Annotated in this window: 24 protein-coding genes, 1 tRNA gene and 1 pseudogene; 14 read left to right on the top strand and 12 right to left on the bottom strand. The window is 63.5% G+C overall.

The window, feature by feature from the left end; translation table 11 throughout:
* Positions 1–323: 323 nt before the first annotated feature.
* Complete coding sequence (locus ACSFC7_RS11085) at positions 324–629, top strand: hypothetical protein (protein WP_008163294.1); 306 nt, start codon at positions 324–326, stop codon at positions 627–629.
* Positions 630–951: 322 nt separating this feature from the next.
* Here ACSFC7_RS11085 and ACSFC7_RS11080 read toward each other — a convergent pair whose 3' ends face one another.
* From ACSFC7_RS11080 to ACSFC7_RS11060, 5 genes are all read right to left on the bottom strand, one after another.
* A complete protein-coding gene (locus ACSFC7_RS11080; protein WP_436347740.1) occupies positions 952–3,681 on the bottom strand; it encodes a DUF7527 domain-containing protein in 2,730 nt (909 codons plus the stop codon).
* A 48-nt stretch (positions 3,682–3,729) separates the two neighbouring features.
* Complete coding sequence (locus tag ACSFC7_RS11075; protein WP_006089374.1) at positions 3,730–4,008, bottom strand: UPF0058 family protein; 279 nt, start codon at positions 4,006–4,008, stop codon at positions 3,730–3,732.
* 69 nt (positions 4,009–4,077) lie between these two features.
* Complete coding sequence (locus ACSFC7_RS11070) at positions 4,078–4,728, bottom strand: DUF998 domain-containing protein (protein WP_436347739.1); 651 nt, start codon at positions 4,726–4,728, stop codon at positions 4,078–4,080.
* A 169-nt stretch (positions 4,729–4,897) separates the two neighbouring features.
* Positions 4,898–6,052: an ABC transporter ATP-binding protein gene (locus ACSFC7_RS11065; protein WP_436347738.1), complete on the bottom strand. Its 1,155-nt coding sequence runs from the start codon at positions 6,050–6,052 to the stop codon at positions 4,898–4,900.
* A gap of 120 nt (positions 6,053–6,172) precedes the next feature.
* Positions 6,173–6,643 (bottom strand): DUF5793 family protein, encoded by a 471-nt coding sequence (locus ACSFC7_RS11060; protein ID WP_436347737.1) that lies wholly within the window; start codon positions 6,641–6,643, stop codon positions 6,173–6,175.
* 223 nt (positions 6,644–6,866) lie between these two features.
* On the opposite strand from ACSFC7_RS11060, the pseudogene ACSFC7_RS11055 reads away from it, so the two are divergent.
* From ACSFC7_RS11055 to ACSFC7_RS11040, 4 genes and pseudogenes are all read left to right on the top strand, one after another.
* Positions 6,867–8,767: pseudogene (locus tag ACSFC7_RS11055) on the top strand (type II/IV secretion system ATPase subunit).
* The gene (locus tag ACSFC7_RS11050; RefSeq protein ID WP_436347736.1) at positions 8,764–10,869 is read left to right on the top strand and encodes a type II secretion system F family protein; all 2,106 of its coding nucleotides are present in this window, start codon (positions 8,764–8,766) and stop codon (positions 10,867–10,869) included. Before ACSFC7_RS11055 ends, ACSFC7_RS11050 begins: the two are co-directional and overlap by 4 nt.
* Before the next feature lie 125 nt (positions 10,870–10,994).
* Complete coding sequence (locus ACSFC7_RS11045; RefSeq protein ID WP_436347735.1) at positions 10,995–11,714, top strand: class I SAM-dependent methyltransferase; 720 nt, start codon at positions 10,995–10,997, stop codon at positions 11,712–11,714.
* A 106-nt stretch (positions 11,715–11,820) separates the two neighbouring features.
* Positions 11,821–11,891: transfer RNA gene (locus tag ACSFC7_RS11040), tRNA-Gly, on the top strand.
* 366 nt (positions 11,892–12,257) lie between these two features.
* Here ACSFC7_RS11040 and ACSFC7_RS11035 read toward each other — a convergent pair.
* From ACSFC7_RS11035 to ACSFC7_RS11020, 4 genes are all read right to left on the bottom strand, one after another.
* The gene (locus ACSFC7_RS11035) at positions 12,258–14,477 is read right to left on the bottom strand and encodes a PAS domain-containing sensor histidine kinase (RefSeq protein WP_436347734.1); all 2,220 of its coding nucleotides are present in this window, start codon (positions 14,475–14,477) and stop codon (positions 12,258–12,260) included.
* Positions 14,478–14,575: 98 nt separating this feature from the next.
* Positions 14,576–15,316, bottom strand: a complete 741-nt coding sequence (locus ACSFC7_RS11030) for a DICT sensory domain-containing protein (protein ID WP_436347733.1) — start codon at positions 15,314–15,316, stop codon at positions 14,576–14,578.
* Between the two features lie 49 nt (positions 15,317–15,365).
* A complete protein-coding gene (locus ACSFC7_RS11025; RefSeq protein WP_436347732.1) occupies positions 15,366–15,734 on the bottom strand; it encodes a DUF7344 domain-containing protein in 369 nt (122 codons plus the stop codon).
* A gap of 154 nt (positions 15,735–15,888) precedes the next feature.
* A complete protein-coding gene (locus tag ACSFC7_RS11020) occupies positions 15,889–16,443 on the bottom strand; it encodes a hypothetical protein (RefSeq protein WP_436347731.1) in 555 nt (184 codons plus the stop codon).
* A gap of 215 nt (positions 16,444–16,658) precedes the next feature.
* Between ACSFC7_RS11020 and ACSFC7_RS11015 the strand changes: the two genes are divergently transcribed.
* The 4 genes from ACSFC7_RS11015 to ACSFC7_RS11000 all read left to right on the top strand — a co-directional run bounded on the left by ACSFC7_RS11015 (position 16,659) and on the right by ACSFC7_RS11000 (position 18,968).
* Complete coding sequence (locus ACSFC7_RS11015) at positions 16,659–17,258, top strand: GNAT family N-acetyltransferase (RefSeq protein ID WP_436347730.1); 600 nt, start codon at positions 16,659–16,661, stop codon at positions 17,256–17,258.
* Between the two features lie 241 nt (positions 17,259–17,499).
* Positions 17,500–18,477, top strand: a complete 978-nt coding sequence (gene fen / locus ACSFC7_RS11010; RefSeq protein ID WP_436347729.1) for a flap endonuclease-1 — start codon at positions 17,500–17,502, stop codon at positions 18,475–18,477.
* Positions 18,478–18,648: 171 nt separating this feature from the next.
* Positions 18,649–18,777 (top strand): hypothetical protein, encoded by a 129-nt coding sequence (locus tag ACSFC7_RS11005; protein ID WP_436347728.1) that lies wholly within the window; start codon positions 18,649–18,651, stop codon positions 18,775–18,777.
* Positions 18,777–18,968: a hypothetical protein gene (locus ACSFC7_RS11000; RefSeq protein ID WP_436347727.1), complete on the top strand. Its 192-nt coding sequence runs from the start codon at positions 18,777–18,779 to the stop codon at positions 18,966–18,968. Before ACSFC7_RS11005 ends, ACSFC7_RS11000 begins: the two co-directional genes overlap by 1 nt.
* 373 nt (positions 18,969–19,341) lie before the next feature.
* Here ACSFC7_RS11000 and mvaD read toward each other — a convergent pair whose 3' ends face one another.
* Both mvaD and ACSFC7_RS10990 read right to left on the bottom strand, forming a co-directional pair.
* A complete protein-coding gene (gene mvaD, locus ACSFC7_RS10995; RefSeq protein ID WP_436347726.1) occupies positions 19,342–20,325 on the bottom strand; it encodes a phosphomevalonate decarboxylase MvaD in 984 nt (327 codons plus the stop codon).
* Positions 20,326–20,399: 74 nt separating this feature from the next.
* A complete protein-coding gene (locus ACSFC7_RS10990) occupies positions 20,400–21,167 on the bottom strand; it encodes a hypothetical protein (RefSeq protein WP_436347725.1) in 768 nt (255 codons plus the stop codon).
* A gap of 283 nt (positions 21,168–21,450) precedes the next feature.
* Between ACSFC7_RS10990 and nth the strand changes: the two genes are divergently transcribed.
* The 3 genes from nth to ACSFC7_RS10975 all read left to right on the top strand — a co-directional run bounded on the left by nth (position 21,451) and on the right by ACSFC7_RS10975 (position 23,440).
* Positions 21,451–22,134: an endonuclease III gene (gene nth, locus ACSFC7_RS10985; RefSeq protein ID WP_436347724.1), complete on the top strand. Its 684-nt coding sequence runs from the start codon at positions 21,451–21,453 to the stop codon at positions 22,132–22,134.
* Positions 22,135–22,242: 108 nt separating this feature from the next.
* Positions 22,243–22,485 carry a hypothetical protein gene (locus tag ACSFC7_RS10980; RefSeq protein WP_436347723.1) on the top strand — a complete coding sequence of 81 codons (243 nt, stop codon included), beginning with the start codon at positions 22,243–22,245 and terminating at the stop codon, positions 22,483–22,485.
* A gap of 190 nt (positions 22,486–22,675) precedes the next feature.
* Entirely contained in the window at positions 22,676–23,440 is a 765-nt protein-coding gene (locus ACSFC7_RS10975; RefSeq protein WP_436347722.1) for a DUF2797 domain-containing protein, read from the top strand.
* A gap of 197 nt (positions 23,441–23,637) precedes the next feature.
* Here the strand turns inward: ACSFC7_RS10975 and ACSFC7_RS10970 are convergent, their stop codons facing one another.
* On the bottom strand, positions 23,638–24,150 hold the full coding sequence (locus tag ACSFC7_RS10970) for a hypothetical protein (protein WP_436347721.1): 513 nt from the start codon (positions 24,148–24,150) through the stop codon (positions 23,638–23,640).
* Positions 24,151–24,744: 594 nt separating this feature from the next.
* Between ACSFC7_RS10970 and ACSFC7_RS10965 the strand changes: the two genes are divergently transcribed.
* Positions 24,745–25,089: a DUF5789 family protein gene (locus ACSFC7_RS10965; RefSeq protein ID WP_436347720.1), complete on the top strand. Its 345-nt coding sequence runs from the start codon at positions 24,745–24,747 to the stop codon at positions 25,087–25,089.
* 153 nt (positions 25,090–25,242) lie between these two features.
* Positions 25,243–25,947 carry a tyrosine-type recombinase/integrase gene (locus tag ACSFC7_RS10960; protein ID WP_436347719.1) on the top strand — a complete coding sequence of 235 codons (705 nt, stop codon included), beginning with the start codon at positions 25,243–25,245 and terminating at the stop codon, positions 25,945–25,947.
* Positions 25,948–26,080 lie beyond the last annotated feature (133 nt).

Here is a 26,080-nt window from a genome sequence, read left to right as displayed (position 1 = left end):
CTCGCAACGGGTGCCCACCCCTCGTGCCCTCGTGATAGTCGACTGATTCGACGGGCACCCTCGCTGGTCGGCTCGTCGCGACCGATGGCGTTACTGGCGCGCTCGAGTCGGCCCGCGGGTACGACATCTAGCCGACCGATATCGGCGCGGAATCATCCGCTGCGTTCCGGAGACCGCATCTGATTCGTGCGGTGAATATTGCGCACAGTCGATCCGAGAACGGAAACGTTAACTACTGTCAGGAACAACCATCGAGTTGACAGTGCACAGTTGGATCCGCAGGAGTAACTTTTAAAAGGTCCAACGACAAGTTAACAAATGCCATGATAGACCGACTTGAGAAGGAAGTCGATATGTTGGAACGTCATCTGCAGGTCCTGAAGATGGTTATCGAGAACGAGCCAATCGGGATCGTCAAGATGTCGAACGAGACGGGATACCCCCACCACAAGGTCCGCTACTCGCTGCGCGTCCTCGAAGAGGAGAACCTCATCGAGCCCTCCAGCCAGGGTGCGATCAAGACCGAGCGCACCGCGGAGTTCGTCGACGAACTCGACGGCAAACTCGACGACATTATGGACAAACTCGACGGCATGAAGATCGAAGACGTCGCCGAAATCGAAGGCTAGTCTCTCTCCCACTCATCTGACTCGAGCGCGACAGCCGCTCTCGAGCCGTCCTGAGTTAGGGGGAACAGTCCCCGCCGAATCGAATCGCAAACCGACCGCCGCTGGCGCCCGTCCTCGTCCGGTCGATGCCGGTCGACAGCCGGCGGATAACCACCGTTCTGCCGCTTTCGTGTCTCCCGAGACGCATCCCGGACCGACCGGTTTCTCGGACGGACGCCGATCTCACGCTCTCGCGACGGTATACCGTCGGCTACGTCTCACCAGAATACACTGCTGATCGCGCTCTCGTCCACAGCATATCGAATAACAGGGGAATCCGGAGTCAGAGTTCGGGAACGTTCATGTGGAACCCTTCCGAACGCGACTCGACCAGACAGAGGTGGTAGCCCTGTTTTCGCGAGAGGGAGACGTAACTCAGCTTCGAGCCGCGACTGAGGAAGCCACCGCCCGTCGCCTGTTCTGCGACCTCGAGCGCGCCGGGTTCGAAGTAACTCGAGGTGACGACGATCGACGCCGCGAGGTCCGGGTAGTTGGCCTTGACCGCCGAGGCGGCCTCCTCCATCCCCTCGAGCATTCCCTGCGTTGCGGGCTCGCGCGAGTCGTTCAGGTTCGCGACGACGAGGGGATTGCCCATCTTGTCGAACGCGACGACGTCGAACGTCACTTCGTCCGGGACGTCCTCGGTCTCGTCGTCCGCGAGCGAGATCGACGCGCCCAGTTCGGCGCGGTCGATCCGCGGAATCGCGTCGTAGAGATCGCCCAGCGCGTCGGCGTTGCCGGTGTCCCGGATCTCGTAGAGGACCGTCTCGGTCAGCCACTCGACGAACTGGTACTCCATCGTCGCGGGCAGGAAGTCGCCGTAGGAATCGCCGTCGACGGCGACGTCGGCCGCGTCGAAGCTGGTGTGGTGTTCGAGCTGTAGGTTCGACGCGACCTCGCTCCTGTCGGCGTCGCCGCCGTGGGCCGTCTCGAGCGTCGGCTGACTCTTCGAGCCGTACCGGACGAAGAGGTTCGTCTCGGCCAGCGCTTGCTGGGGCGGGAGCTGGGTGCTCGCGGCCGGCGTCTTCGACTCCGCGTCGCTGGCCGTCGCCTCGCGAGCGCGTTGCAGTTCGGTCTCGAGCTCCTCGATCCGGCTCTGGAGCCGGTCGACCGTCGAACTCAGCTCCTGGTTCTCCGATCGCAGCTGGTCGCGTTCGGCCTCGAGCTCTTCGGCTTTCGTGACGAGCGCGTCGCGTTGCTCCTCGAGCGTCTCGAGTTGCTGCGTGAGCGTGGCGATCCGCTCTTGCTGTTCGGGGCTCGAGTCGGCGGTGCTCGTGGCTCCGCGGCCGGAGCCGGATTCGGCACGCTCCGCCTGCTGTGGCTGTCGTTGCTGGGCGCTGTGTTGCTGTGCGGATCGCTCGGCTGTCGCAGTCGAACTCCCACTCGAGTCGGCCGACGGTGTGGACGTGTCGCGGTCACTGCCGTCGGATCCGCTGGTCGCCGACTCCGACTGTCGACGGCCGCTCGTACTCGTCCGCTCGGTCGCCCCGCGGCTGGCAGCCGGCTCCCGTTTCGACTCGCTCGCCTGGCTGTTGTCGGGATCGATCGACGGGATGCTGCGCGTTTCGCGCCACTGCGCTTCCTCTTCGAACCGCTCGTCCTCCGGGTCCGCCTGCTGTTCCGATTCGGCATCCGGTTCGGACGGCGAATCCGACGCAGCCGCCGGCTCCGATTTCTCGGTCGACGATTCGACGTCGTCCTCGGTCCAGGAGATGTCGTTCTGGTCCAGTTGCTCCGCAGCCGCCTCCACCTCCGCGAGGTCGGGGCTGGTGCTCTCGGAGACTTCCGTCTCGTCCGGTGACGGCGGCTCGTCGCCGTCATCCCGACTGTCGCCTCGATCCGGCGTCGCGTCCGGTACAGCGGTCGGATCTGTCCGTGCGGCGTCGGCTGCTGTCGGATCGGCCTGTGCCGAGTCGGCTGCTGTCGGGTCGGTCTGTGCCGAGTCGGCCGCTGCGGACTCCGTCGCGGTCTCGTCGAAGCTGGTCGACACCGACTCGTCGGCGACGGACGCGTTCGGTTCGGGCTCCGCGTCGATGGAGTCCGCCGCGGCCGCGTCGGGATCGGACTCCGTCGCGGTAATTCCACTCGAGGAGGTGTCGAGCGTCGCCTCATCGGTCGCGGTGATCCCAGAGGGTCCGTCCGTCTCCTCGCGGTCCGGTGATCCCGACGTCACGTCGTCGATCGCCACGTCCTCGATCAGCGCGTTCGAGGTCGTGTCGTCGGCCGTGGTGTCGGAGTCGGATCCCGAGAGATCGATCGATTCGATCGCGGACTCCGTCGGATCGACCGACGGTTCGTCACGGCTATCGGTGCTCGTGCCGGGTTCGGAATCGGTCACTGAACCCGATACAGGGTCGGCGTCCGCTCCTGCGCCTGACGCGGGGTCGACGTCCGCTACTGTGTCCGACGCGGGGTCGGCTTCGGCGTCGGAACCGCTCGCGGCACTCGTTCCGACACTGTCGTCGGCGTCACCCGTTCCCGGGACGTCGGTCACGTCGATATCGACGTCGCGGACCGTGTAGATCCCGACTTCGTCGTCGGCTCGGTCGAACGCCTCGTCGCCGGTGAGCAACCGTTCGGCGTTGCCGATGTAGGCGGCTGCCATCCGTCGACCGCCGTAGTAGACGGCGTAGTAGTCGCCGCTGAGGACGTTCTCGCTCAGTTCGACGTAGCCGGTGAACGAACCGTCCTGGAGCGTCCCGTCGACCTCCCGGAGCGGCGTCTCGTTGGTGTAGTACTTCGCTCTCGTCTCGCCGCCCTGTGCTTCCATCGTACAGAGCAACGGGAGAGAGGGGTGCGGGGCCTCGTAGACGGTTCCGGAGGCGTTCTCGAAGTCCTCGATCGCTCCGTCGACGACGCCGACGATGCGGCCGTTGAGCATGAACAGCCACGTTCCGGCGGCAGCGACGGCTCCCGAGAACTCAGAAGCAGCGAGATCAGTAAGACCGTCGTAACCGCCACTGAACGGGCGAGAGTCCCATTGTTCGGCGCGCTCTTGCGTGCGCGAGTCCATACGTCAACAAGCGAGAACCGGACTAAATACGTTTCGCCTAGATACGGTCTATATTTTTGACTCGGCGTCCTCGGCGAGTTCTTTCATTCGTTTGCCAATTCGGCCGGCGCTCGAGAACTCGTCTTCGCTCATCCCCTTCGCGAGCGCGTTGCCCAGCACGAAGACGGCGTGTTTGTGTTCGCTCTTGGACTTGTGGACGTGCGAGGGATCGACGTCGAGTTGGTGATACGGCTCGAAGAGGGCCTCGTCGACGTCCTCCCGCTGTGAGAAGTACTCCATGATGACGACGAGTTCTTCGTGGAGCTCGAGGAGTTCGTCTTTATGCATGGTCGCCTGTACGAACGGTTTCGGCATAAACGTTGTGTGAAACCCCGAAACAAGACCGTTCGTGCGAGCTCAGCGTATCGATTTCCGGTGGTTCCCGGCCTCCCGTCGGTACCGGTCGACCGCGAGCGCGAAGATCCAACAGCCAAAGGCGAGGGCGGCGACCATCTCGGGGACGGCGAACCACGCCGCGGGATCGCTCGCGACGGGCCGATACAGCAGCCAGCCCAGCCACGCGAGCGGATGAACGAGGCCGAGCCAAAGAGAGACGAGCCCCACTTTCCGCTCGTCGACGAGAATCTGTCCGGTGCCGTAGATCCACTGTGCGAACGGCGCGAGCCCGAAGTACAGCAGCGCGGCCGGTGGGTGCAGATCGGTTCCGAGGTAGAAATTGGTGTGACCGATGAAGAAGACGCCGACGCCGAGCAGGCCGACGGTCGCGACCCAGAGCAGGACGACGCCGAGACGCTCGAAGCCGGTTCGACTCGCGGTCCAGAGTCGCCACCCGAAGGGAACACCGAGCAGTCCGCCGAGGATCAGCCCGCCGTTGAAGAGGAGGAACGTCCGAGCCTCGTAGCGACCCATGTCGGAGAGCGCCCGGTCGCGCCAGGTGAACGTCTCCGGCGAGGCGAGCAGCGTCGCGAGGAGGATCGCGCCGAGCGCGACGACCGGCGCGGCGAGTCCACACGTCGTCGCGATCCGTCGCCAGTTCCTGTCTGTCATTATCGAACGATGGACAGTCCCGTTCATCAACCCATTCATCGGACGCCACCGCTCGCACATCCTGCTCTCGGGACGAGCTCGTATCGGTACGGCTCACGGAGCGATTGCAAAAGCGAACTCGAGATACCGTCTCGAACGATATCGAGGGCCAAAGGGGATCGTGAGGACCTCAGTCGGCGGCGGCCGGCGTCGACCCGTCGCGCTGGTCGGCCGGGAACCACGCGAGTTCGTGGTCGGCGGTGACGCGGACGGCGACGCGTTCGTCCAGATCGATTCGATCGGAATGGTTGTGCATGCACTCGATGGTCTCTCCGGAGTCGAGTTCGACGCGGTAGAGGACGGTCGGGCCGAGATAGCGGCGGTAGACCACGGAGCCGTTGGCCTCCTCGCCCTCCGCCGGGAAGGCCGTCACGTCGTCGGGGCGGACGAGCAGATCGAGGTTCGTTCCGTCGTACTGGTGCGCGAGGCCGTTGACGTCGTCGCGGAGGACGCGGCCGAGCGCGGTGTCGACGCTGTCGCCGCGTACTTCCCCCGAGAGGAAGCTGGCGTGGCCGAGAAAGCCCGCGACGAAGCGGGATTCGGGCCGCTGAAAGACCTGCTGGGGCGTATCGATCTGTTCGACGTCGCCCTCGTTCATCACGGCGACGCGGTCGGAGATCGATAGCGCCTCCTCCTGATCGTGGGTTACGGATACCGCAGTGACACCTGCTTCCTTGATGATCCGGCGAACCTCCTCGCGCATCTCGACGCGCAGATCGACGTCCAGATTCGAGAAGGGTTCGTCGAGCAACAGCATCTCGGGCTCCGGCGCCAGCGAACGGGCGAGTGCGATCCGCTGTTGCTGGCCGCCGGAGAGTTCCTCCGGGTAGCTGTCGCCCTGTTCCTCGAGGCCGACGAGTTCGAGCAGTTCGTCGACCCGCAGGTCGCGTTCCTCGTCGTCCCACTCCTGCAGGCCGAAGGCGACGTTCTCGCGGGCGGTCAGGTGGGGAAAGAGCGCGAACTCCTGAAAGACGACACCGACGCCGCGTTCCTCCGGCGGGACGAAGCGGCCGTTGCCCACGACGTCGTCGTCTCGGAGCCTGATGTGGCCCTCGTTCGGTCTCTCGAGGCCGGCGATCAGTCGGAGCGTCGTCGTCTTGCCACAGCCGGACGGGCCGAGTAACGTGAGAATTTCACCGTCGCGGACGGACAGCGAGAGGTCGGGGATGACCGCTTCGGTACCGTACCGTTTGGCGACGCTATCGAGTTCGAGTACCACGCTCTCTCCGTCTGGCTCCGGTCGTTGTTCCTCGGCCGCCGTCGTGAGTAGTTGTCCGTTCCCCATCGATCGACCCTCCGGCGTCCGCCGGCGTTCGTTTGGTTTAGGCGTGCCTAAAACACTTATAGCTGCCGGTCAGTTCCAGCGGACCGGGAAGATCGGGGTTCGGAGCCGGACGAACGCGATCTAGAGTTCGACGCCGCTCGGGATCAGGCTGTGCTGGCGAAGGAGGTTCCCCTCGTCGTCGTAGACCAGAAACGTCCGTTTGTCGTAGGTGACGAAGTGGTCGCCGTCGAGCGTGATTTCGACCTCGTATCGGCCCTCGTCTTCGGTGGCGTCCTCGCCGTAGCCGCGGGCGGCCCGAATGAAGGTGAGGACGTCGTCGGCCGCCTCGTTGAGTTCGAGGATGAACTCGCCCGTGACTCGGTTCGTGACGCTGACGACACCCGCGGCGTCGCTACCTAGCGGTTCCTGGAGTCGGAGCGCGACGTCCGTTTCGCTCGCCTCGAGGACGTCTCCGTCGGAGCCGGTAAGGCGCTCGCGGAGCATCGTCGCCGGGCCGGTAAAGTCGATCGATACCGAGGGTTTGCTCGGTTCGCCATCGGTCTCGACCCAGTCGACATTGCAGACATCTAGTGTGAAATGCTCGCGCCTCATTCCGTACCCGAGGGTTCGCACTCACACCGTATCAACGTAACGCACCCCGCGTCGGAATCCGTCCAGTTCGAATACCAGTTTCCGGATGGTCGAATCGGCGAGTCGACGATCGGCCGTCTCACTTATGGCAGTTCGCGCGCGACATGCCAGAGACCCCCTGTCCCCCGAGTCGCCATTTCACGAGCACGCCGAGAACGGACTCGCTCGCGGGACGAATTCACAGATGGTAGAGCAAACCGACCCAGCCGCGACCGATCGCCCGGCGTCCGACGACGGTGCCAGTGTCGATTCGGCTCACCCCGCAACGAGCGTCGATAACCCCCTCGAGTCGACTCTCGAGACCGCCCGCCGGACGATCCGCCGGGTTCTCGAGACGCTACGAGGGTCGGAGATCGACGTCACCAACTACGACCCCGCGGCCCACGGCCCGCTGCTCGAGTTCGACGGCATCGACGGCCTCGACGAGGTCAAGCGCTACTGGGTGAACGCGCCGTTCTCGTTCGTCACGATCGGCCACGATCCGGAGACGAACCAGTATCGGTACCACACCGTCGAACCGACGCTTCGCGAGGACGAGGCCGTCCTGCTCGAGACGCTGTTCGACGATATTCGCGATCCGCTGCTGTATCGCGAGGACGACGCCACCGACATCGAGACGCTCCTGCGGGAGACGGTCCACGAGTACCTCGAGCGCTACGGCGCGGATATCGAGATGGCGACGTTCTATCGGCTCTTCTACTCCGTTCACCGGAACTTCCGGGGCTACGGTCGCCTCGATCCGATCATGCACGACCCCCACGTCGAGGACATCTCTTGTGACGGCTACGAGCTGCCGATCTTCGTCTACCACGACGAGTACACCGACATCGAGACGAACGTCTCCTTCGCGAAAGCCGACCTCGACGGCTTCGTCGTCCGACTCGCCCAGCACTCGGGCCGGCACATCTCCATCGGCGATCCGATGGTCGAGACGACCCTGCCCGACGGCTCGCGCGCGGAACTCGCGCTCGGCGAGGAGGTGACCCCCCGGGCTCGGCCTTCACCGTTCGCAAGTACGCCGACGAGCCGTTCACGCCGGTTGATCTGCTCGAGTACGGCACGTTCAGCGTCGAGCAGATGGCCTACCTCTGGCTGGCGATCGAACACAACAAGAGCCTCGTCTTCGCGGGCGGGACCGCCTCGGGGAAGACGACCAGCATGAACGCCATCTCGATGTTCATCCCGCCGCGCGCGAAGGTGCTGACGATCGAGGACACCCGCGAGTTGCAACTGTACCACGACAACTGGCTCTCCTCGGTCACGCGCGAGCGCATCCACGAGGGCACGGACGTCACGATGTACGACCTGCTGCGCTCCGCGCTGCGACACCGCCCCGAGTACATCGTCGTCGGCGAGGTTCGCGGGGAGGAGGCGATGATGCTCTTCCAGGCGATGAACACCGGCCACACGACCTACTCGACGATGCACGCCGACTCGGTCCAGACGGCCATCAATCGTCTCGAGAACGAGCCCATCAACGTCCCCCGGCCGATGGTCCAGAGTCTGGACATCCTCTCGGTCCAGACGCTCACCCGCCTCGAGGACGGCCGCGTCCGGCGAAACAAGGTCCTCGCCGAGATCGAGGGCATCGACCAGCGGACGGGCGAACTCGACTACTCGACGGCGTTCACCTGGGACGGCGACACCGACAGCTTCCGATCCAGCGGGAGCCAGGTACTCGAGGCCGTCCGCGAGGACCGCGGCTGGAGCCAGCGAGACCTCCTGGACGAACTCGAGAACCGCGAGCGCTTCCTCGAATATCTGCAGCGAAACGGGATCACCGACTACCGGCGCTTTACCGCGCTGGTCAACGAGTACTACACCGACTCGGCACGTATCCTCGAGACGATCGCGGACGCCAGCGACGACGCTACCGACTCGGTCGACGGTGGTGACGTAGGCGTCTCGTTTACCGAGGGCGGCGCGGACGACACCGGGAACGATGCGACCGGCACCAAGGGCGGCGCGGGCGAGAGCGAGCATCGAAACGGTCGCGAGCACACGCACGTGGACGGGAGCGAGTCTCGAGATGGACGCAAGCACGCCCGCGTCGACGGGAGCGATCACCACCGAGACCCGCCATGACGGTCTCGAATTTTCTCCCGCTGCTCGTCGCCCTCTGCTGGTGTTCACCCGTGGTCGCCGCCGGGTACTCGAGCCGGGTCGATCGCGCTCTCACTCGCGCGTCGATTCGGCTCTTCGGCGGCTACCTCGACGAGTTCCGCAGCGAACACCCCGACAGACAGTCGGCACTCCGGGCCGCACAGTTCCCGGTGACCTACCGCGAGTACGGCGCGAAGACCCTGCTGTACACCGGACTGTTCGCGATCCTCGGCTCGGTGCTCGGCATCTACGTCATCTGGGGACTCCTGCTCGTGCTCTCGATCGATCCCGCGACGTTGCGCGAGGCGTTGCCCGGCGCCCTCGAATTCCTCGCGAACCTCGGAGGCGTGCCGACGCTATCGCCCCTCGAACTGTTCGGCCTGCTGTTCGCCTCGTGTCTCACTCTCGGGGCGATCACGGGCAGCGGCGCGTACTGGCTCCGCTGGTGGTACCCCTCTTACGTCGTCGACAACCGCGCCCGTCGGATCGAGGCGGCGCTCCCCTCGACGGTCGCGTTCGTCTACGCGCTCTCGAAGAGCGGGATGGCCTTCCCCGAGGTGATCCGGATCGTCGCCGCTCAGGAGGAGACCTACGGCGAGGCGGCGACGGAGTTCGAGGTCGCGGTGCGCAACATGGACACGTTCGGCATGGACGTCGTCACGGCGCTACAGACGATGGGCCGGCGATCCCCGAGTCCGCAGTTCGGCGAGTTCACCCAGAACCTCGTCAGCGTCCTCCAGAGCGGACACAGCCTCTCCGAGTTCCTCGAGCGGCAGTATCACGAGTACCAGGAGGAAGCGGAATCCAGGCAGGAACGCACCCTCGACCTGCTGGCGACGCTCGCCGAGGCCTACGTGACGGTGCTCGTCGCCGGACCGCTCTTTCTCATCACGATCCTCGTCGTCATCGGCATCGCCGTCGGCGACACGCTCGATCCGTTGCAGGCGCTCGTCTACCTGATCCTTCCCTTCGGCAACCTCGCGTTCGTGATCTACCTGAGCGTGGTTACCGAGAAGATCACGCCCGGAACGGCGGCCGACGGAACGACAGAACCCGCCGAGAGCATCGCGAACGCGGCCGCTCACGTGCCTCGCACCGACGGCGGTGAGCCGAGTGATCGTGTCGACACCCTCGCCGCGAGAGCGCATCCGAACGTCGAACGCGTCCGCTACTACCGACGAATAGCGGGGCTGCGCGAGCGATTCGGGAACCCGACCCGGACGTTGTTCGAGTGCCCGTCCCTGTCGCTGGCGATCACCGTCCCGGTCGCCCTCGCGGGGATCCTCTGGCAGCTTCCGGGGGCGCTCGAGGGCGGGTTCGACGTCGCAGCGGTAGACGACGCCGTCGCGCTCGGACTGTTTCTCGTCGTCACGGCGTTCGCGATCTGTTACGAGGGCCATCGGCGTCGAATCGACGCCATCGAGGCGGCGATTCCCGACCTGCTCGATCGACTCGCGAGCGTCAACGAGGCGGGCATGCCGCTGGTGTCGGCGGTCGACCACGTTCGCGGCTCGAACCTCGGCCCGCTCGGGATCGAACTCGACCGCGTCTGGGCGGACGTCCAGTGGGGTGCCGACTTACAGACCGCACTCGGCCGGTTCGAGACGCGGGTGCGCACGCGGTCGACCTCCCGCGTCGTCACCCTGCTTACCGAGGCGATGAACGCCAGTGGGAACATCGCGACCGTCCTTCGGATCGCGGCCCGACAGGCCGCGGCCGACCGTCGACTCGAGCACGAGCGCGGACAGCGGATGGTCGAGTACCTGATCGTCGTCTACGTCTCGTTTCTCGTCTTCCTGTTCATCATCACGGTGCTCGCGGCGTATCTCCTGCCGAACCTGCCCACGGGGGGCGCCGAAATCGCGACCGGTACCAGTGGAAGCGCCGCCATCGACGGCCTCGGTGGCTTCTCGGAGGACGAGAGTGCGGCCTACGGAACGCTGTTCTACCACGCGACGCTCCTGCAGGGACTGCTCTCCGGACTGATCGCCGGCCAGTTGAGCACCGGTGACGTCCGGGGCGGCGCGAAACACGCGGCCGTCATGATCGGGCTGACGATCCTCCTCTTCGCGATTATCGTCTGAATGTCGGCTGTGAGTCATTTCCGGAGCAAGCGGGATCGTCTCGCGGTTGCTCCGGCAAACAGTTACAGCCGGCGTCGTGAACCGGTTGCGAACGCTTTTTGCGCATTCCCCGACGAGAGCCGACGATGGCCGACCAGCAGGACCGACCGGACGCTCGAGACGCGAGTCGACGGGCCGCCGTCCGCGACACCTACGACCGGATCGCCACGCACTTCGCCTCGACCAGGGAGTACGCCTGGCCCGAAGTCGAGGCGTTCGTCGAGACGCACGCGGGCGCGGATGTGGCGGACTCGAGCGAGTCCTCCGTCGGTCTCGACCTCGGCTGTGGCAACTGCCGACACGCCGAACTGCTGGTACCCCACTGCGAGCGCGTCATCGGTCTCGACGTCAGCCGCGGGCTGCTCGAGACCGGCCGCGAGCGCGCGGCCGAGCGCGGATTCGACGTCGCGCTCTGTCAGGGCGACGCCGCACGGCTGCCGCTTTCCTCCGACGCCATCGACACCGCGGTCTACGTCGCGACGCTGCACCACCTCCCGACCCAGCGAGCGCGTCGGAACAGCCTTGACGAACTTGCGCGCGTGCTCGCCCCCGACGGCCGCGCGCTCGTCAGCGCGTGGTCGACCGCCCACGACAAGTTCGACGAGACGGCGGGGTTCGACACGACCGTCGAGTGGACGCTGCCGGACGGCGAAACCGTCGATCGGTTCTACCACATCTACGCGCCGGCGGAGTTCGAGGCCGAACTCGCGGCGAGTACGCTCGAGGTGGTCGAGTGGGAGGTCTCGAGTGGGAACTGCTACGCGACGGTGGCCGGATCGGGTGCGGAATCCGATTCGGTCGAGTGATCGGTCGGCCCGGTGCGCTCGTGAGTCGGTGGGGACAAGTGGCCGACTCGAGCGGGTTGGCGGAAAACGGAAGGGCCTTAAACACCGAGGCAGAATCGAGGAATGCGCGCGGATGGTCTAGTGGTAGGACCTGAGCCTTCCAAGCTCATGGCCCGGGTTCAAATCCCGGTCCGCGCACTTTTCGACGAACGGACGTGAGGAGAAAATGCGCGAGAGGGATTTGAATTATACCGAGGTTCTGCGAGCGTAGCGAGCAGGTTCTCGGGAGTGGTTCAAATCCCGGTCCGCACATTGCTGTCGCGAGCAAACTCGCGAGCGACAGCAATCGTACGAGGGATTTGAAGCACGCGAGTCGCAGCCCGCGCAGCCGAGTGCCAGCGAGGCGAGCAGGACCGTCTCGCAGTCGGGTTCAAATCCCGGTCCGCGTATTTCTGCCCTCGAACGAACGCTGAGCGCCTTTTTGGACCTCGCGAACAACCAGACAACTCGGATCCGTCCTTTCGGAAACCGCGTTACTGCAATCGAAGACTATCGCCCCATGGATCATTCGTCGAGAGGCAACGTGAACGAGAACGTCGCTCCGTCACCGGGCTCGGAATCGACCCAGATATCCCCGCCGTGCCGCTCGACGATACGTTGGCACAGTGCCAACCCGATCCCAGTTCCCGAATGTTCTTCGATGGTGTGAAGCCGATGGAACACTTCGAAGATACGCTCTCGGTCATCCGGATCGATACCGATGCCTTCGTCTCGAACTGAAAAGACCCAGTTCCCCGCGTTCTCCTCGACGGAGACGTGTACTCGTGGCGGTTCGTCCCCGCTATAGGTGATCGCATTGCTCAGCAGGTTTTGGAAGACCTGTCGTAACTGTCCGGCGTCACCGTGGACTCGCGGCAGTGGTTCTGCCGTGATGTCTGCATCGTTTTCCTCGATTTTCACTCTCAGGTCCTCGAGTGCGTTTTCGAATACCGAATCGAGGTCGACCGGTTCGAACGAATCTCCCTGCGTCTCGACCCGGGAATACTGGAGCAAACCCTCGATCATCTGTTTCATCCTCTCGGCACCATCGACGGCGAAGGCGATGAACTCCTGTCCGTCCTCGTCGAGTTCGTCGCTGTACCGGTTGTCCACCAATTGCAGATAGCTCGAGATCATCCGCAGCGGTTCCTGTAAGTCGTGAGAGGCAGCGTAGGCGAACTGTTCCAACCGTTCGTTCGATTCCTCGATTTTCCGTCGGTACTCTTTCCGCTCGGAAATGTCCTGGACCATCAGCATGCCCGCGAAGATGTTACCGTTACTGTTCCGCACGGGCAACGTGTGAGCCCAGAGATCGAGACCGAGATACCGGTCTTCGAACGTGTGCGATTCGCCTTCGAAAACCGCCTGAAAATGCGGCTCGATCCGCTCCACCAACTCGTCTGGATACCGTTCGTAGATGGAAGAGCCGATCACTTCGTCTCTGGAAATATCGAGGGCGTCGAGCATTTCACCACCGACCAACGTGTACTCGAACTCCTCGTTGTACAGCCCGACCGTCCCGGGAAAGTGATCGATGAGCGTTCGGTACCGTTGCTCGCTCTCTTCCAGGGCCCGTTCTCGCTCCTTTCGTTCGGAGATATCCCGAACGACACCGACGCGCTCACGCCCGCCACCCTGTGCCGGGAGTACTGCGAACGTCGCCTCAGCGGAGAACTGCTCGCCGTCGGCCGTCCGTATCTCCGCTTCCATCGAAGGGGTATCCACTTCGCCTTCGGTGATTCCTGCTTCCATCTCCTGTGCGACTCGGTGGACGTCTTCGTCGACGACCGTCAGGGCGTGGGATCCCACCAACTCCTCCGCCGCGTAGCCCAGCATGTCCGCATAGGATTCGTTCACCATCGTAAAGCGCCCATCCTCGTCGACGACATAGATCCCGTCTTCCACGGTCTCGAAAATGGTTTCGTACTTTCGCAGCTCCTGCTCGCGGTCTTTCCGTTCGGAAATATCGCGGACGACCCCGATCGTTCCTTCGTGTCCGTTATCGTTCGAGACGAGCGGGGTGAATTTACTCTCGGCGGGTAGCCGCGTTCCGTCTTTTCGCACGATAGCGGCTTCGATGGTCGCTACATCTTCGGCCGTCCGTGTGGAATGCAGAGACTGCTCTGCCGCCTCGAGTGAGGCGGTATCTTCGGCGACGAGCGAACAGTGGGACCCGAGGAGTTCTTCCCGTGAATAACCGGTCATATCCACGTAGGCTTGGTTCACCGTCGAAAACTGATACTCGTCGTCGAGGACGTAGATACCGTCCTCTACCGTCTCAACGATGTTCTCGTACTGGGTGAGCTTTTCTTCTCTTTCTTTCCGCCTAGCACTATGACTGATCTCGCGGACGACGCCGACAGAGCCTCGAAACTCGCCGTCTTCTATAAAAAGGTTGAATCGGAGTTCGCACAGTATCGTTTCACCGTCGGCCGTTTCCACTGGGAGTTCGAGAGTAGGAAGATCGACGTCATCCGTTTCGACGTGACTCTGGATCGCGTCTTCAATACGCTCAACATCGGCTTCAGTTAGGACCAGTGAAATGTGTGAGCCGAGTAGTTCGTCCCGGGTGTAGCCGGTTGCGTCTACGATCGTGTCGTTGACTGCGACGAAGTTTTCTGCCGGATCCAACTGAAAGATTGCGTCGTCGATCGTGTTGACGAGGGTTTGGAAACGGTGAAGTGCTACGTCGTCCTCCGTGTCCGCCCAAAAGTTCGTTTTCGTAGCTCCTGAGCGTTCGGTCATTGACCCGTAGTGGAGTCAGATTCCAATAAAACCTCGCATGCTCCAACCGTCAACCCGTGTGAAGACTCCACCACCGCGAGCAGCGATCGTTGCACGGGTCACTCGGCGCTCTCGAGAACGGCACTCTCGAGAACGGCGCGCTCGAGCGTCGCGACCCGTCGCGTGTCGTCGACCCAGAAGCCGTCGAACTCGCCGGGGTCGGTCTCGTTCGCCAGCAAGGCGCTGTTCCAGAGTTCGTCGCCGTCGCCGTCGAAGACGAGAAACCAGAACGAGCCGATCTCGTCGCCGGACTCGGCGTGAATCGTCACGCCAGGGATCGACGGCTGGGCCCACTCGTCGTCGATGTAGACGTGGATGTCGAGTCCCGATTCGGCAGCGAGACGGGTGTAGACCGGTACCATCGCCTCGAGCGCACTCGAGCGCTGAAAGCCGACTCGGAGGGTCCCGCTGCCGACCTGCCAGGCTCGGTTCTCGATCTCGCGACTGACCGCGAGCAGTTGTCGTCGGTCGAGGTCGTGCCACACCGTCGACTCGAACACCTCGATGACGCGCCGGTAGGTCGTCTCGTCCAGCAGCCCGTCCCACGGGTCGTGGATCGGCGGCTCGAGGAACTCGCGGACGGCCTCGAGGTCGATCGCGGCGACGAACTCCTCGTCCTCGCGAACGACGAGAAAGGCCTGACTGGCTGCCGTCACGTCCGGGAGGGCGCGGTACTCGACGGCGCTGACGCCGACCTCCGCCTCGAGTCGGTCGACGATCGCCGGCCGTGGCGGGGGTGCGTAGACGGCGACCGACCGGTTCGATCGAGTGATTCGATCGAAGCAATCAGAGAGTGTCATCGGTTTCGGGGACTCGCGTGTCGGTGGCCGCCAGTGTCGGGATCCGGTATCAGGAGCCGGTTTCTGACGCGCAGGCTCGAGCGACCATGTCTCGAACCGGTTCGGGACAGGGGTCCAGCGAGAGCGTCTCCCGCTGCTCATCGTGGTGAACCATACCGATCTCGACGAGTCGCGGAACGTGCGTGTGCAGGAGACTCGAATACTGGTGAGATCGGCACTGTGGCTCGACGATCCCGCCGTCCGTCGCGTGGATCCAGCCGGCGACGACGTCGGCTACTTCCGACAGCGAGGCTGTCTCGCGCTCGAGCAGGAAGTAGCAGACGTACCGGCGCGTCCGATCGCGAAGCGCCAGAAACGCGTCGTCGAGCACGTCCGAGTCCGCGTTCGGCCCGTTCGACGACGGCTGTGTCGGATCCATTCTCGTACTAGGTATATCCGATAGCGACGGGTATCTTTCGCCTTCACTCGCCGGTCGTACTGCGCGTCGCGACGGTCGACCGAGCACCGATGGTCGATTCGAACAGAACCGAGTTGACTCGATCGTCGGAATCCGCGTCGGCGAATCCGAGGCGTCAGTCCTCGAGCGGCCGATCGGCGGTCCGGCCGTGGAGATCGACGGTCACTGCGAAGACGATTCCGAGGACCGTCCCGAACACGAGGTGACCGAGGAGGGTCTCGATAGCGGCCGTCGGGAAGTCTCCGACGCCGCCGCCCGCGGCCCCGGCCTCGGCCCAGACGGGGAGGACGAGCAGCGGGAGGATCGCGAAGACCGCGAGTCCGAAGACGAAACCGGCACCGACGATCCGGGCCATCGCACCGACCCCGGAGACGGCATCCGTCTCGACGTCCGTCAACAGGATGCCGAGGATCGGATCGCGGGTGACGAGGAGACCGAACACGAGACCGAGACCGATCCCGTGGGCGACGTGAATCCCCCAGCCGACGGGTCCGACTGGATCGAGGCCGTAGATCGAGGGGATCGCGACCTCGACGACCGCGGGGTCGAACAGCCACATGAGGACGCCGAACGCGGCGGCACCGACGGCGCCGCCGACTGCGCCACCGACCAGCCAGCCGCTGGCCCCACTGATACCGAACGCCGTCACGTTATCGGACTCGGCACTCATATCCCCGGGTACCACGAGCGCGTCCAAAAGGGTTCGACCAGCACCTACAACCTCCGCGAGGCCACCGCTCTCACGGCGGGCGAATTCGGACTGAGACAGTTCAGTGGTGTTGAGTGCGGGATCGGTATCGAGCGCTCGAGCGGAGTGACCGACGAGCACCCGACCGCGGATCGACACCCCACCGGGCTTAGTGTCTGGCGCGTAAACGAACCAGCGTGGAGTACGAACTACTCGGCTGGCCGCCCGACGGTCCAAAACTCCGGCTCGACTACGAGCGCTTCAGCTACGCCGGGAAGTTCGTCATGACGAACACCGGGAAGGCCGTCGCTCGAGACGCGACCGCTGCGATCGACGAGAACGCTTCGGCCGCCGAGATCGACGGCTCCGCCGTCGAGACCCCGATCGTCGCAGCCGTCGCGTTCAACGAGGACCGCACCGACGAGGGGACCCTCTGGCTGCGCTACGTGACCGTCGAGCGCAGTCGGCGCGGCGAGGGGATCGGCCCGGAACTCCTCGCACTCGTCCGAGACCGCGCCGTGGAACGGGGTTACGACCGCCTTCGGATCGCCGTCAACAACCCCTTCGCCTACGAGGCGCTCTACCGAACCGGCTTCGCGTATACGGGAGAGACGACCGGTATCGCCGAACTGATCCTCGAGTACCCGACACCGATCGATGGCGCAGACCGGAGCGAACGAGAGCGGTATCAGGCTGGCCTCGAGGAGTTTCGCGACCGCGACCTCAGCGACGAGGAGGAGTCGTTTCTCGAGTCGCGCCGTGATGGCGGACCACCCGGTGTCGGCTCCGCCGACTGAGTGCGGTACAGGTTATTTTTTGGTGCGCATCGGCGCGGCGAGAGGCCATCGAGACGCGCCGGTAACCGCGAGGGACGAGCGAACGGCCCACGGTCGTGAGTGAGTCGGCTGGGGAGGGTGTGGAAATCCTCGTTGCCACGATAGCAACCGTTCGAATAGGCGTTCGACAGTATCGCAGCCGCTCGAGCAGCGACGGCCGGAAGCCAATGATACAAATCCCAGTCGTTCCAAGACACCCCCAATGGGAAACGCTGCACTTCGAGATATCGCCGTCATCGAGGAGATCCCCTTCGAGGACGTCGAGGGCGTCGTCGCCGTCGACGCGCACAACTGGCTCTACCGGTACCTGACGACGACGGTCAAGTGGACGAACAGCGGGACGTACACGACCGCGGACGGTACCGAGGTTGCAAACCTCATCGGTATCGTCCAGGGACTGCCCAAGTTCTTCGAACACGACATCGTTCCGGTGATGGTCTTCGACGGCGGCCCCTCCGAACTCAAAGACGACGAGATCGAATCGCGCCGCGAGCAGCGCCGAACGTACGAGGAGCAACTCGAGACCGCCCGCGAGGAGGGCGACCAGGTCGCCATCGCCCAACTCGAGTCGCGCACCCAGCGGCTGACGCCGACGATCCAGGAGACCAGCCGCGAACTCCTGGGCTTGCTCGACGTGCCGATCGTCGAGGCCCCCGCGGAGGGGGAGGCCCAGGCGGCCCACATGGTCAAGCGGGGTGACGCCGACTACGTCGGGTCGGAGGACTACGACGCCCTGCTCTTCGGCTCCCCGCTCACCCTGCGCCAGCTGACGAGCAAGGGCGATCCGGAACTGATGGATCTTGAGGCCACGCTCGACCATCACAAACTGACTCTCGAGCAACTCATCGACGCGGCGATCCTCATCGGGACGGACTTCAACGAGGGCGTCTCGGGCATCGGCCCCAAGACGGCCATCACGGCCATCACCGAACACGGGGACCTCTGGAGCGTCCTCGAGGCCCGCGGGGCGCACGTCGAGTACGGCGACCGGGTCCGCCAGCTGTTCCGCGACCCGAACGTGACCGACGACTACGAGTTCGAAACGTCGCTCGATCCGGATCTCGAGGCCGCGAGGGAGTACGTCTGCGAGGAGTGGGCCGTCGACGCGGACGAGGTCGCGCGCGGCTTCGAGCGGATCGAAGAGAGCGTAAGCCAGACGGGGTTAGACCGCTGGACGTGAGCCCGTATCGACCCCGATTTCATACGTCCGGCTCTCCACCCTCTCCGATATCGGCATAGGCGTTGCATACGTCTCTTCTCGAGCAACCGAACGCCATCCGGCGACGACTGTCACGGAATCGGAAACGGGGTACGCTCCGGATAATAAATGCTGACCGGCGAGTACGACGCGATGGGTGAAACTCCATGTCACGACAAGCAGGTGACGACCGACCCCGTGACGGTGGTCGAGCAGCGCAGCCGGACGGTCGGCCCGACGAACCGGGAGTCGCTCCCGGAGCGTGGATACTGTCGACCGTGATGCAGACCCTCGTTGCGATCGTCGGACTCGTCGTCGTCCTGTTCGCGTTGGGACGGGCTATCGGCGCCGACTTGCTCGGCATGACCGCCCAGGCGCTCTCGACGCAGACCGGACAGTGGCTCGTGATCGCCGTCGTTGCGTTCATCGGGATGGGCGCAGCGATGCGAGCGATGCGCTACACGCGAGCGTAGTGACGCGGTTCGGTCACTCGCGTGGACTCACCCGCCGACCTATTTTATCGCGACTCCGCCTCGAGCGACGATAGCCTACGAAGTCCGAGACGCCTACCGCACTCCGACGAGCGCGAACCTCGCCTCTCCCGCCGCCGCGCTGTCGGTCGTCCGGCTCTCGGACGGCGCCGGTGAGGTCGTCGCAGTCGGCGGCCCGGGAACGCTCGGGCGCTCGCTCGAGTAGATTTCGACCCCGCGAGGTCGTCGGGCGGCAACGCCGCCCGACTGCAAGCGATCCCGTCGGAATCGCTCAGTCCAAAAGAGCGCGGAGCGCTCTGTTGAAGATGTTATCGAGTGTGCGCCTTCGGCGCACCCGTAGCGCAAAACGTCGGTTCTAGAACAGGTGCTTCTCTTCGTCGAGCAGTTTCGCGGGGCCGCCGACGTTCCAGACGGTCGTCGAGACGCCGCAGTCAGCAATCTCCTCTTCGACGCGCTCGGCGTGTTCGTCGGTGGTGTTGACGTAGACGCTGGCACCGGTGTCGGTCGAGAAGTAGACCGGGATGTCCTCTTCCTCGCGGAGTTGGCGGACGCGGTTGAAGATTTCGAGGGTCGCGGGCTGCCAGTAGACCCAGCCCGAGGGGCCGGTCATCGTGGTCGCGGCGAGCGAAAGGGAGTCGTGTTCGGCCATCTCGAAGACGTTCTCGAAGTCGTTGTTCCGCAGGGAGTCGCGCATCTCGGCGATCTGGCCGTGGATGTGGGCGTTCCGGGCCTGGAACATGTGACTGTCGGCGGCCTCGTTGTGGGCGTCCTCGGTCTCCTTGTGGTAGGGAACGAGTCCGACGATGATCTTGAGATTCTCGTGGAGATCCGTCGGAATGCGCCGGGAGCGACAGTCCTCGTCGTTCAGTCCGGTGTGAAGTTGGGAGAACGCACCGGTGACGGCGCGCGCGGCCGAGGCCGACCCGACGCGCGCGATGGTCGAAATCTCCTGGCGCGAGGCGTCGAGTTCCGCCGCTTCGGCGAGCGCCATCGCGGCGGCCGCGAAGCCGGAGGAGGAGGAGCCGAGGCCCACGTTCGAGGGGAAGCTGTTCTCGCTCTCGAGGCGGACGGGGTAGACGGTGTGGGCGGCGTCGGACTTCGAGCGGGCCTTCTCGACGACGGCTTCGACCCGTTCGTGGGCTCGGCCGTCGAGTTCCTCGCCGTCGACGACGAACGTGTCCTCGTCGTAGTCCATCGAGAACTCGACCGTCGTGCGGGTGTGGCTCGGGGCCGTACAGAGGCTGATGCTGTCGTGGTACGGAAGCCGCTTGATATCGTCGCGCATTCCGTGATACTTGACCAACCCCTGAATCGGGTGGGCCATGGCGGTGGCTTTCATACCCAGATACGCGGATGACGCCCGCTTAAAGTTCACGGCATCCGATCGTTCGCCGACAGATCGGCGGGCGTTCGCTACTGGAAACGCTTCGCGACGGACCGACGCCACGCTTCGACGGTCTCGATATCCGCCTCGAGTGCGGCGATTCGGTCGTCGGCGTCGCTGGGCATTGATTCCTCGAGCGCTTCGAGTTCGTCGGTAACGCCCTCGAGATCCTCGGTGACGTCGCCGATCTGCGTCGACAGCTCGGACCGGAGCAACACCACTTCTCGCTCGAGTCGCGCTTTGAGGCCGTCGATTCGCCGTGACTGCTCGTCCGTCCGAGTCTCGAGAGCGGCTTCGTGCGTGTCGATCGCGGCCTCGAGTTCACCGGTCGACTGCTCGAGCCGAGACCGAACGCCGTCGAGTTCGGTCCGGAGGCCGTTCACTTCCGAGCGGCGATCGATCTGCCGGGAGTCGAGGTCCGCGAGCCGCCGAGAGACCTCGTCGAGTTCGGGCTGAAGCGTCGCCTCGAGGCGACTCCGGAGGGCGTCGTCGGTCGTCCGCAGATCCTCGATATCCGACCGTAGCACGTCGAGTTCGTTCCTCGTCGCCTCGAGTTCGGCCTGCAGGTCCGCGAACGTGGTGTCGACGGACTCGCCGATATCGTGCCTATCAGATCCTGCTTCGTCGGTTTCGGTCCCGTCGGGATCGGACTCGTCGACCTCGAGTGCCCGACGAAGCGCTGCTCGGTTAGCGTCGTTTTCCTCGCCTCGGAGTTCGAGCAGCAGCGCCTCGAGTACGTCGCCACTGGCTGTGTCCGGTGGCTCGTCCGACGGCGCGGGGTCGTTCTGTGGTGACATCGTGGTCGGGTCGATCACTCGAGGACGGTCGGTCGCCGTCCGCTGCTAGCGTTGCTGGAACGGGGCCACGGTGATCGGAACGTCGAAGTGATCGTCTTTACTTTTGAATTATATCCTTGGAAGATAATAATAGTATCCGTCCGTCGGGATCGGAACGCATCGAGTCGGATCCGTACTCGTTCGTCGTCCCTGCGAGAGCCGCTGTCGGTACTGGGGACGGACACCGCAGCCAGTTCGCCTCGAACCGAACACCTCAAATGGTCGCTCTCGCAAGACACGCTGCATGGGAACCCCGCTCGAGAGCCGCACGGAGCAGGCCGAGGAAGTCATCGACCGCCTCGAAGAAGCCTATCCGGACTCGACGATCTCGCTCCGGTACTCGAACCGCCTCGAGTTGCTGATCGCGGTGATCCTCTCGGCGCAGTGTACCGACGAGCGCGTGAACAAAGAGACCGAGGCTCTCTTCGAGAAGTACGACGGGCCGGAAGACTACGCCAACGCCCCGCAGGACGAACTCGCCGAGGACCTGAACTCGATCACCTACTACAACAGCAAGGCCGAGTACATCCGGACGTCCTGCGAGATGATCCTCGAGGAGCACGACGGCGAGGTGCCGGACACGATGGACGAACTGACGGAGCTCTCGGGCGTCGGGCGGAAGACGGCGAACGTCGTCCTCCAGCACGGCCACGACGTCGTCGAGGGAATCGTCGTCGACACGCACGTCCAGCGGCTCTCGCGTCGACTCGGCCTGACCGAGGAGAAACGTCCGGAGGCGATCGAGCAGGACCTGATGAAGATCGTCCCTGAGGGCTACTGGCAGCAGTTCACCCACCTCTGTATCGATCACGGCCGAGCGACCTGTACGGCCCGAAACCCCGACTGTGCGGACTGCGTGCTGGCCGACATCTGTCCTTCCGCGAAGGGAGACGGCGAGATCGACCTCGCTTCGGGCGAGCCCTGGTAAGCCGTTGAACGCGGCGCTGACCGGCTTCTATCCCCCCAGATCGCGTCGCCGACCCTCGCAAGCCCAACGCCTTTTCGCGGATCGACGGTACCCCCAATCGGGATCAGTATGTCCGACAACACTGATGAGACCGGCAAAGACGAGCACGGGCGGGACGTCGAACTGGCACACGAAGACACGGACGCCGAAGACGAGGAGGAGCTCACCGAGGAAGAGATGGAGGCTCGAGAGCGCCGGGACGAGGAAGAGATGCGTCAGGACATCGAGCACAAGTCCGACGACCGGGTCGACGACGCCCGCGAAAACGCGAACCCGGACCACCACCGGGACGAGGAGCCGTACAACAGCTGATCGCGGCTCGAGCCGCGTACGTTGCGAGCGCGACGACGACCCGCCGATGCCGGCACTCGCGTTTTTTCTCGCCGCCGCTGACCTCGAGTGAGATCGCTGTGCGAACCGACGGCGCTACGTACTCCAGTACTGGCTCGAAACAGGCGAAAAAGACGAACGGTATATCCGAGACCGCCCCCTACCCTATCGCGTGCAACTGGTCGGCTACGAGCCGAGCGGACGCGGCTCCGCGCTCCTGCTCAGTGACGGCGGCCCCGTCGAGCGACGCCACCTCGAGTCCGGCGACAGCCTCTCCTATTCGCTCGACTCGAGACACTGCGCCGGAACCATCGACTGGGGTCCCTCGGAGCCCGAACACGTCGCCTGCGACCGCCCGTCGACGCCCTACTGCGACTATCACACCAGCACCTGGGTCTGTGCCCGCTGTACGGGCACCTGCCTGAAAGACGAGATGGACTGTTACGAGGAACACGCCGTCTACATCGCCGCCTTCGCCCCCGATACGTTCAAAGTCGGCGTCACCAAGAGCCGCCGCCTCGAGACCCGCCTCCGAGAGCAGGGGGCCGACCGCGGGGCCCGCGTCCACACCGTCTCGAACGGCCGGATCGCCCGCGAGATCGAGGCCGAGATCGCCGAGTGGCTGGTCGATCGCGTCCGAACGCCGACGAAAGTCGGCTCGCTCGCCTCGAGCGTCGATCTCGAGGGCTGGGAGGCCGTCCTCGCGGAGTTCGACGTCCGCGAGCGCTTCGTCTTCGACTACGATCTCGGCCTCGAGAGCCAGCCGGTTCCCGAGACGATCGCCTCGGGGACCGTCGTCGGCGTGAAGGGGCGGCTGCTCGTCCTCGAGAACGGCGGGACGACCTACGCCGTGGACATGCGCGATCTCGTGGGCTACGATATTTCGACGGGCGAGACGAGCCGGGACCTCCAGTCGTCGCTCGGGTCGTTCGGCTGAGCGGGGCTTCGTTCACGTCACTTGTGAACTAAGCACTGGGATTTCTATCATCTACTGATGATGTTCGTTGAGTCGTGCTGAATACAAAGCGCGAATGTAGAAGGTGTTTGATCTACGAAGGAAGTGGTTGTCTAATACAGGGGCCGCTCCCTTCTGGCAGCAGGCGGTCGCTGAATAATGGGATGGTGTGTGGCCAGTCACGCGATCTGTGTGTCGCCATCCGCGCCCCGCTCGGCCGTCCCGTCATCATCCACCTGAGCGTCGAGCTTTCGCCGGGCCCGTCGGTTGAGGAAATAGCCCGCCGCGAAGATCACGAGCCCGATGAGGAAGGATACGAACCCCCAGAGCAGGAGTCCGATAATACTCCCAATGAACGTCCCCGCTCCCTCCGCGGTGCTCTCGTCCGCCCCCAACAGCATCGGTACATAGTGGAAAATCGGGTACAGTACGAGCAGTGCGGCGCTGATGTACAACCCCGTACCGATGGCCGCCGTCGGTAGCGGCTTTCGATACAGGTAGTAGCTACCCACCAAAAATCCCACGAAGAATGCCGGGATCGAGCCACCGAGTTCCGAAAACACGAGCGCCAGCAGCCCACCGATGATGACTCCCATTGGCACGGCCACAACGAGCATCTTCCACCGGATGCTCCGCCCGGACTTGTCAGTCGCCGATTCGCCACCTACGTCTGGTGCTGGTTGCTCAGCCATGCGATTACAACCACCGCGATTCCAGGTCATGAGACCCAGCAATTGTTCACCGAAACCATCTGCAAGCGCGCAGGTGCAACGTACGGTTTAATATGGCTGATAGTGTGGTGAATGTTCACAAACGACAATTACGGTGATGATGGAGAACAGAATTAGTGGGTTAAGAGAGCCAATGTGGTGAACTCATTCTCTATATCTCGCACGCTGTTTCTGACAGCTGTTAGGTAGATCGAACCGAGCGTGCAAGATGTAAGGCGCGAATGTCGCACGGCACTCCACAGAAATTGTGACGGGCCGAATCGCTTAGTACAGAGGAAGGAGTTACCATTGAATCGGTCGCCATCAGTCCTCTATCATAACTGTAAACCAGAACTTCTCGAATGGCCGAATTACCTTGACGAACTCGCCGGGATCAACCGGCTTTCGAGGATTGCATCTTCGTCAGTATCGTCATTGAGATCTCGGGATTCGATGGGGTTTTTACTCATTCCAGACAGAACGATCACTGGAACGTGAGTGCGCGTCTTGTATCATTTGCGTCGGCGCGCACTTGCATGGTGGGATAGTATTCCATCAGACGTCAACCATCTACCCATGAGCGACCGCAGCCGCGAGCAGGGCGTCGATCTGGGCGACCTCCATGAGAAGCTCGAAACTCACGATTATCCGGCGAGCAAGAAGGACCTGCTCGAAGCCTACAGGGATCACGAACTCGAGTTCGGCGACGAACGGGCGACGTTCGCCGACCTCCTCGAACCGCTCAATCAGGGCACCTACGACTCCAAGATGGAGGTCAAACAGACGATCATGAACATGGTCGGCGACGAGGCGATCGGACGCAAGAACTACAGCGACCGAACGCCGCCCGCCCCCGGTGAGGACCGCCAGGACGAAGGTGCACCCGATCAGGAGGGTCTGCGCCACCAAGAGTCGTTCTAAACCGCCCGCAAGGCTGGCGAAAGGGTTAGATTCGTACGTTTAGTAAGCGGGTGATGCGCCGCTTTCGGCGTGAAACAAACGGAGTCGTTCTGCTGCACATATCCTCTCAATTTCGAATAGTTTCTCTGGGAGCCGCACACACCTCCGGCTGTAATGACACAGCATCAATTTGAGTCATCAACATGGGCGGAACGACATCGACGAGCATTGACGACACGACATTCTCACGAAGATGTACTCACTGACCGAGAGTTCGAGTTGCTACTCGAAGCCTGTTCGGATTTACCCAGTTCCCGTGACTTCCAAGCGCGGTTCATCTGTTTGGTAGCAGGTCGGCTCGGATTGCGGGCGGGAGAGATTTCCCACCTCAATACCACGTGGTTCGACTGGGATCGGAAGCTTCTCCAGATCCCACAGCACGAGCCGTGTTCCTGTGGGTACTGTCATCGCCAAGCAGCTCAAGAAGCAAGCCACTGTGACGATCTCACTCAGGATGAAGCAGTAGAGGCCCGGTGGCATCCAAAGACGGTCTCCTCCGCGCGGGCGATCCCCTTCGACCTGTCGTTACGTCTCGAATTGTGTATCGAACAGTTCGCCAATCGCTACGATTCGTTCCCACATTCGCGCTTGACGATCAATAGGCGAGTGAAAGAAGCTGCCGAGGCTGCCGGTCTTCGAGGGCGTGTCTATCCCCACTGTTTACGAGCAACCGCTGCGAGCTACCACGCCTATCAGGGAGTTGCGCCAGTCCCACTTCAGGCATTGATGGGCTGGAGCGATCTTGCCACTGCCCAAAAATACATCCGGATTTCTGGAACAGCGACCGCAGATGCACTCCGGCAAGCCCATCATCGATAACTAACAGCCTACTCACTACTCCTGGAGTCTCTGTTGAACTCACAGCGCGAATACAGCATGACTGAGGAACCAAATTGACGTCGACGTATTGGGTTACTGTTACTTAGTAGAGCGGATATCTGTGTCGGGGTGA

Origin of the sequence: Natronorubrum halobium (assembly GCF_051351675.1) — an archaeon.
GTDB lineage: Archaea > Halobacteriota > Halobacteria > Halobacteriales > Natrialbaceae > Natronorubrum.
This window is presented reverse-complemented; position numbering and strand designations above follow the sequence as displayed.

Excerpts from the sequence above, each read along its gene's own strand:
- ACSFC7_RS11085 (WP_008163294.1), top strand. The coding sequence starts at position 324 with ATGATAGACCGACTTGAGAAGGAAGTCGATATGTTGGAACGTCATCTG.
- ACSFC7_RS11080 (WP_436347740.1), bottom strand. The coding sequence starts at position 3,681 with ATGGACTCGCGCACGCAAGAGCGCGCCGAACAATGGGACTCTCGCCCG.
- ACSFC7_RS11075 (WP_006089374.1), bottom strand. The coding sequence starts at position 4,008 with ATGCATAAAGACGAACTCCTCGAGCTCCACGAAGAACTCGTCGTCATC.
- ACSFC7_RS11070 (WP_436347739.1), bottom strand. The coding sequence starts at position 4,728 with ATGACAGACAGGAACTGGCGACGGATCGCGACGACGTGTGGACTCGCC.
- ACSFC7_RS11065 (WP_436347738.1), bottom strand. The coding sequence starts at position 6,052 with ATGGGGAACGGACAACTACTCACGACGGCGGCCGAGGAACAACGACCG.
- ACSFC7_RS11060 (WP_436347737.1), bottom strand. The coding sequence starts at position 6,643 with ATGAGGCGCGAGCATTTCACACTAGATGTCTGCAATGTCGACTGGGTC.
- ACSFC7_RS11050 (WP_436347736.1), top strand. The coding sequence starts at position 8,764 with ATGACGGTCTCGAATTTTCTCCCGCTGCTCGTCGCCCTCTGCTGGTGT.
- ACSFC7_RS11045 (WP_436347735.1), top strand. The coding sequence starts at position 10,995 with ATGGCCGACCAGCAGGACCGACCGGACGCTCGAGACGCGAGTCGACGG.
- ACSFC7_RS11035 (WP_436347734.1), bottom strand. The coding sequence starts at position 14,477 with ATGACCGAACGCTCAGGAGCTACGAAAACGAACTTTTGGGCGGACACG.
- ACSFC7_RS11030 (WP_436347733.1), bottom strand. The coding sequence starts at position 15,316 with ATGACACTCTCTGATTGCTTCGATCGAATCACTCGATCGAACCGGTCG.
- ACSFC7_RS11025 (WP_436347732.1), bottom strand. The coding sequence starts at position 15,734 with ATGGATCCGACACAGCCGTCGTCGAACGGGCCGAACGCGGACTCGGAC.
- ACSFC7_RS11020 (WP_436347731.1), bottom strand. The coding sequence starts at position 16,443 with ATGAGTGCCGAGTCCGATAACGTGACGGCGTTCGGTATCAGTGGGGCC.
- fen (WP_436347729.1), top strand. The coding sequence starts at position 17,500 with ATGGGAAACGCTGCACTTCGAGATATCGCCGTCATCGAGGAGATCCCC.
- ACSFC7_RS11005 (WP_436347728.1), top strand. The coding sequence starts at position 18,649 with ATGGGTGAAACTCCATGTCACGACAAGCAGGTGACGACCGACCCCGTG.
- ACSFC7_RS11000 (WP_436347727.1), top strand. The coding sequence starts at position 18,777 with ATGCAGACCCTCGTTGCGATCGTCGGACTCGTCGTCGTCCTGTTCGCG.
- mvaD (WP_436347726.1), bottom strand. The coding sequence starts at position 20,325 with ATGAAAGCCACCGCCATGGCCCACCCGATTCAGGGGTTGGTCAAGTAT.
- ACSFC7_RS10990 (WP_436347725.1), bottom strand. The coding sequence starts at position 21,167 with ATGTCACCACAGAACGACCCCGCGCCGTCGGACGAGCCACCGGACACA.
- nth (WP_436347724.1), top strand. The coding sequence starts at position 21,451 with ATGGGAACCCCGCTCGAGAGCCGCACGGAGCAGGCCGAGGAAGTCATC.
- ACSFC7_RS10980 (WP_436347723.1), top strand. The coding sequence starts at position 22,243 with ATGTCCGACAACACTGATGAGACCGGCAAAGACGAGCACGGGCGGGAC.
- ACSFC7_RS10970 (WP_436347721.1), bottom strand. The coding sequence starts at position 24,150 with ATGGCTGAGCAACCAGCACCAGACGTAGGTGGCGAATCGGCGACTGAC.
- ACSFC7_RS10965 (WP_436347720.1), top strand. The coding sequence starts at position 24,745 with ATGAGCGACCGCAGCCGCGAGCAGGGCGTCGATCTGGGCGACCTCCAT.
- ACSFC7_RS10960 (WP_436347719.1), top strand. The coding sequence starts at position 25,243 with ATGACACAGCATCAATTTGAGTCATCAACATGGGCGGAACGACATCGA.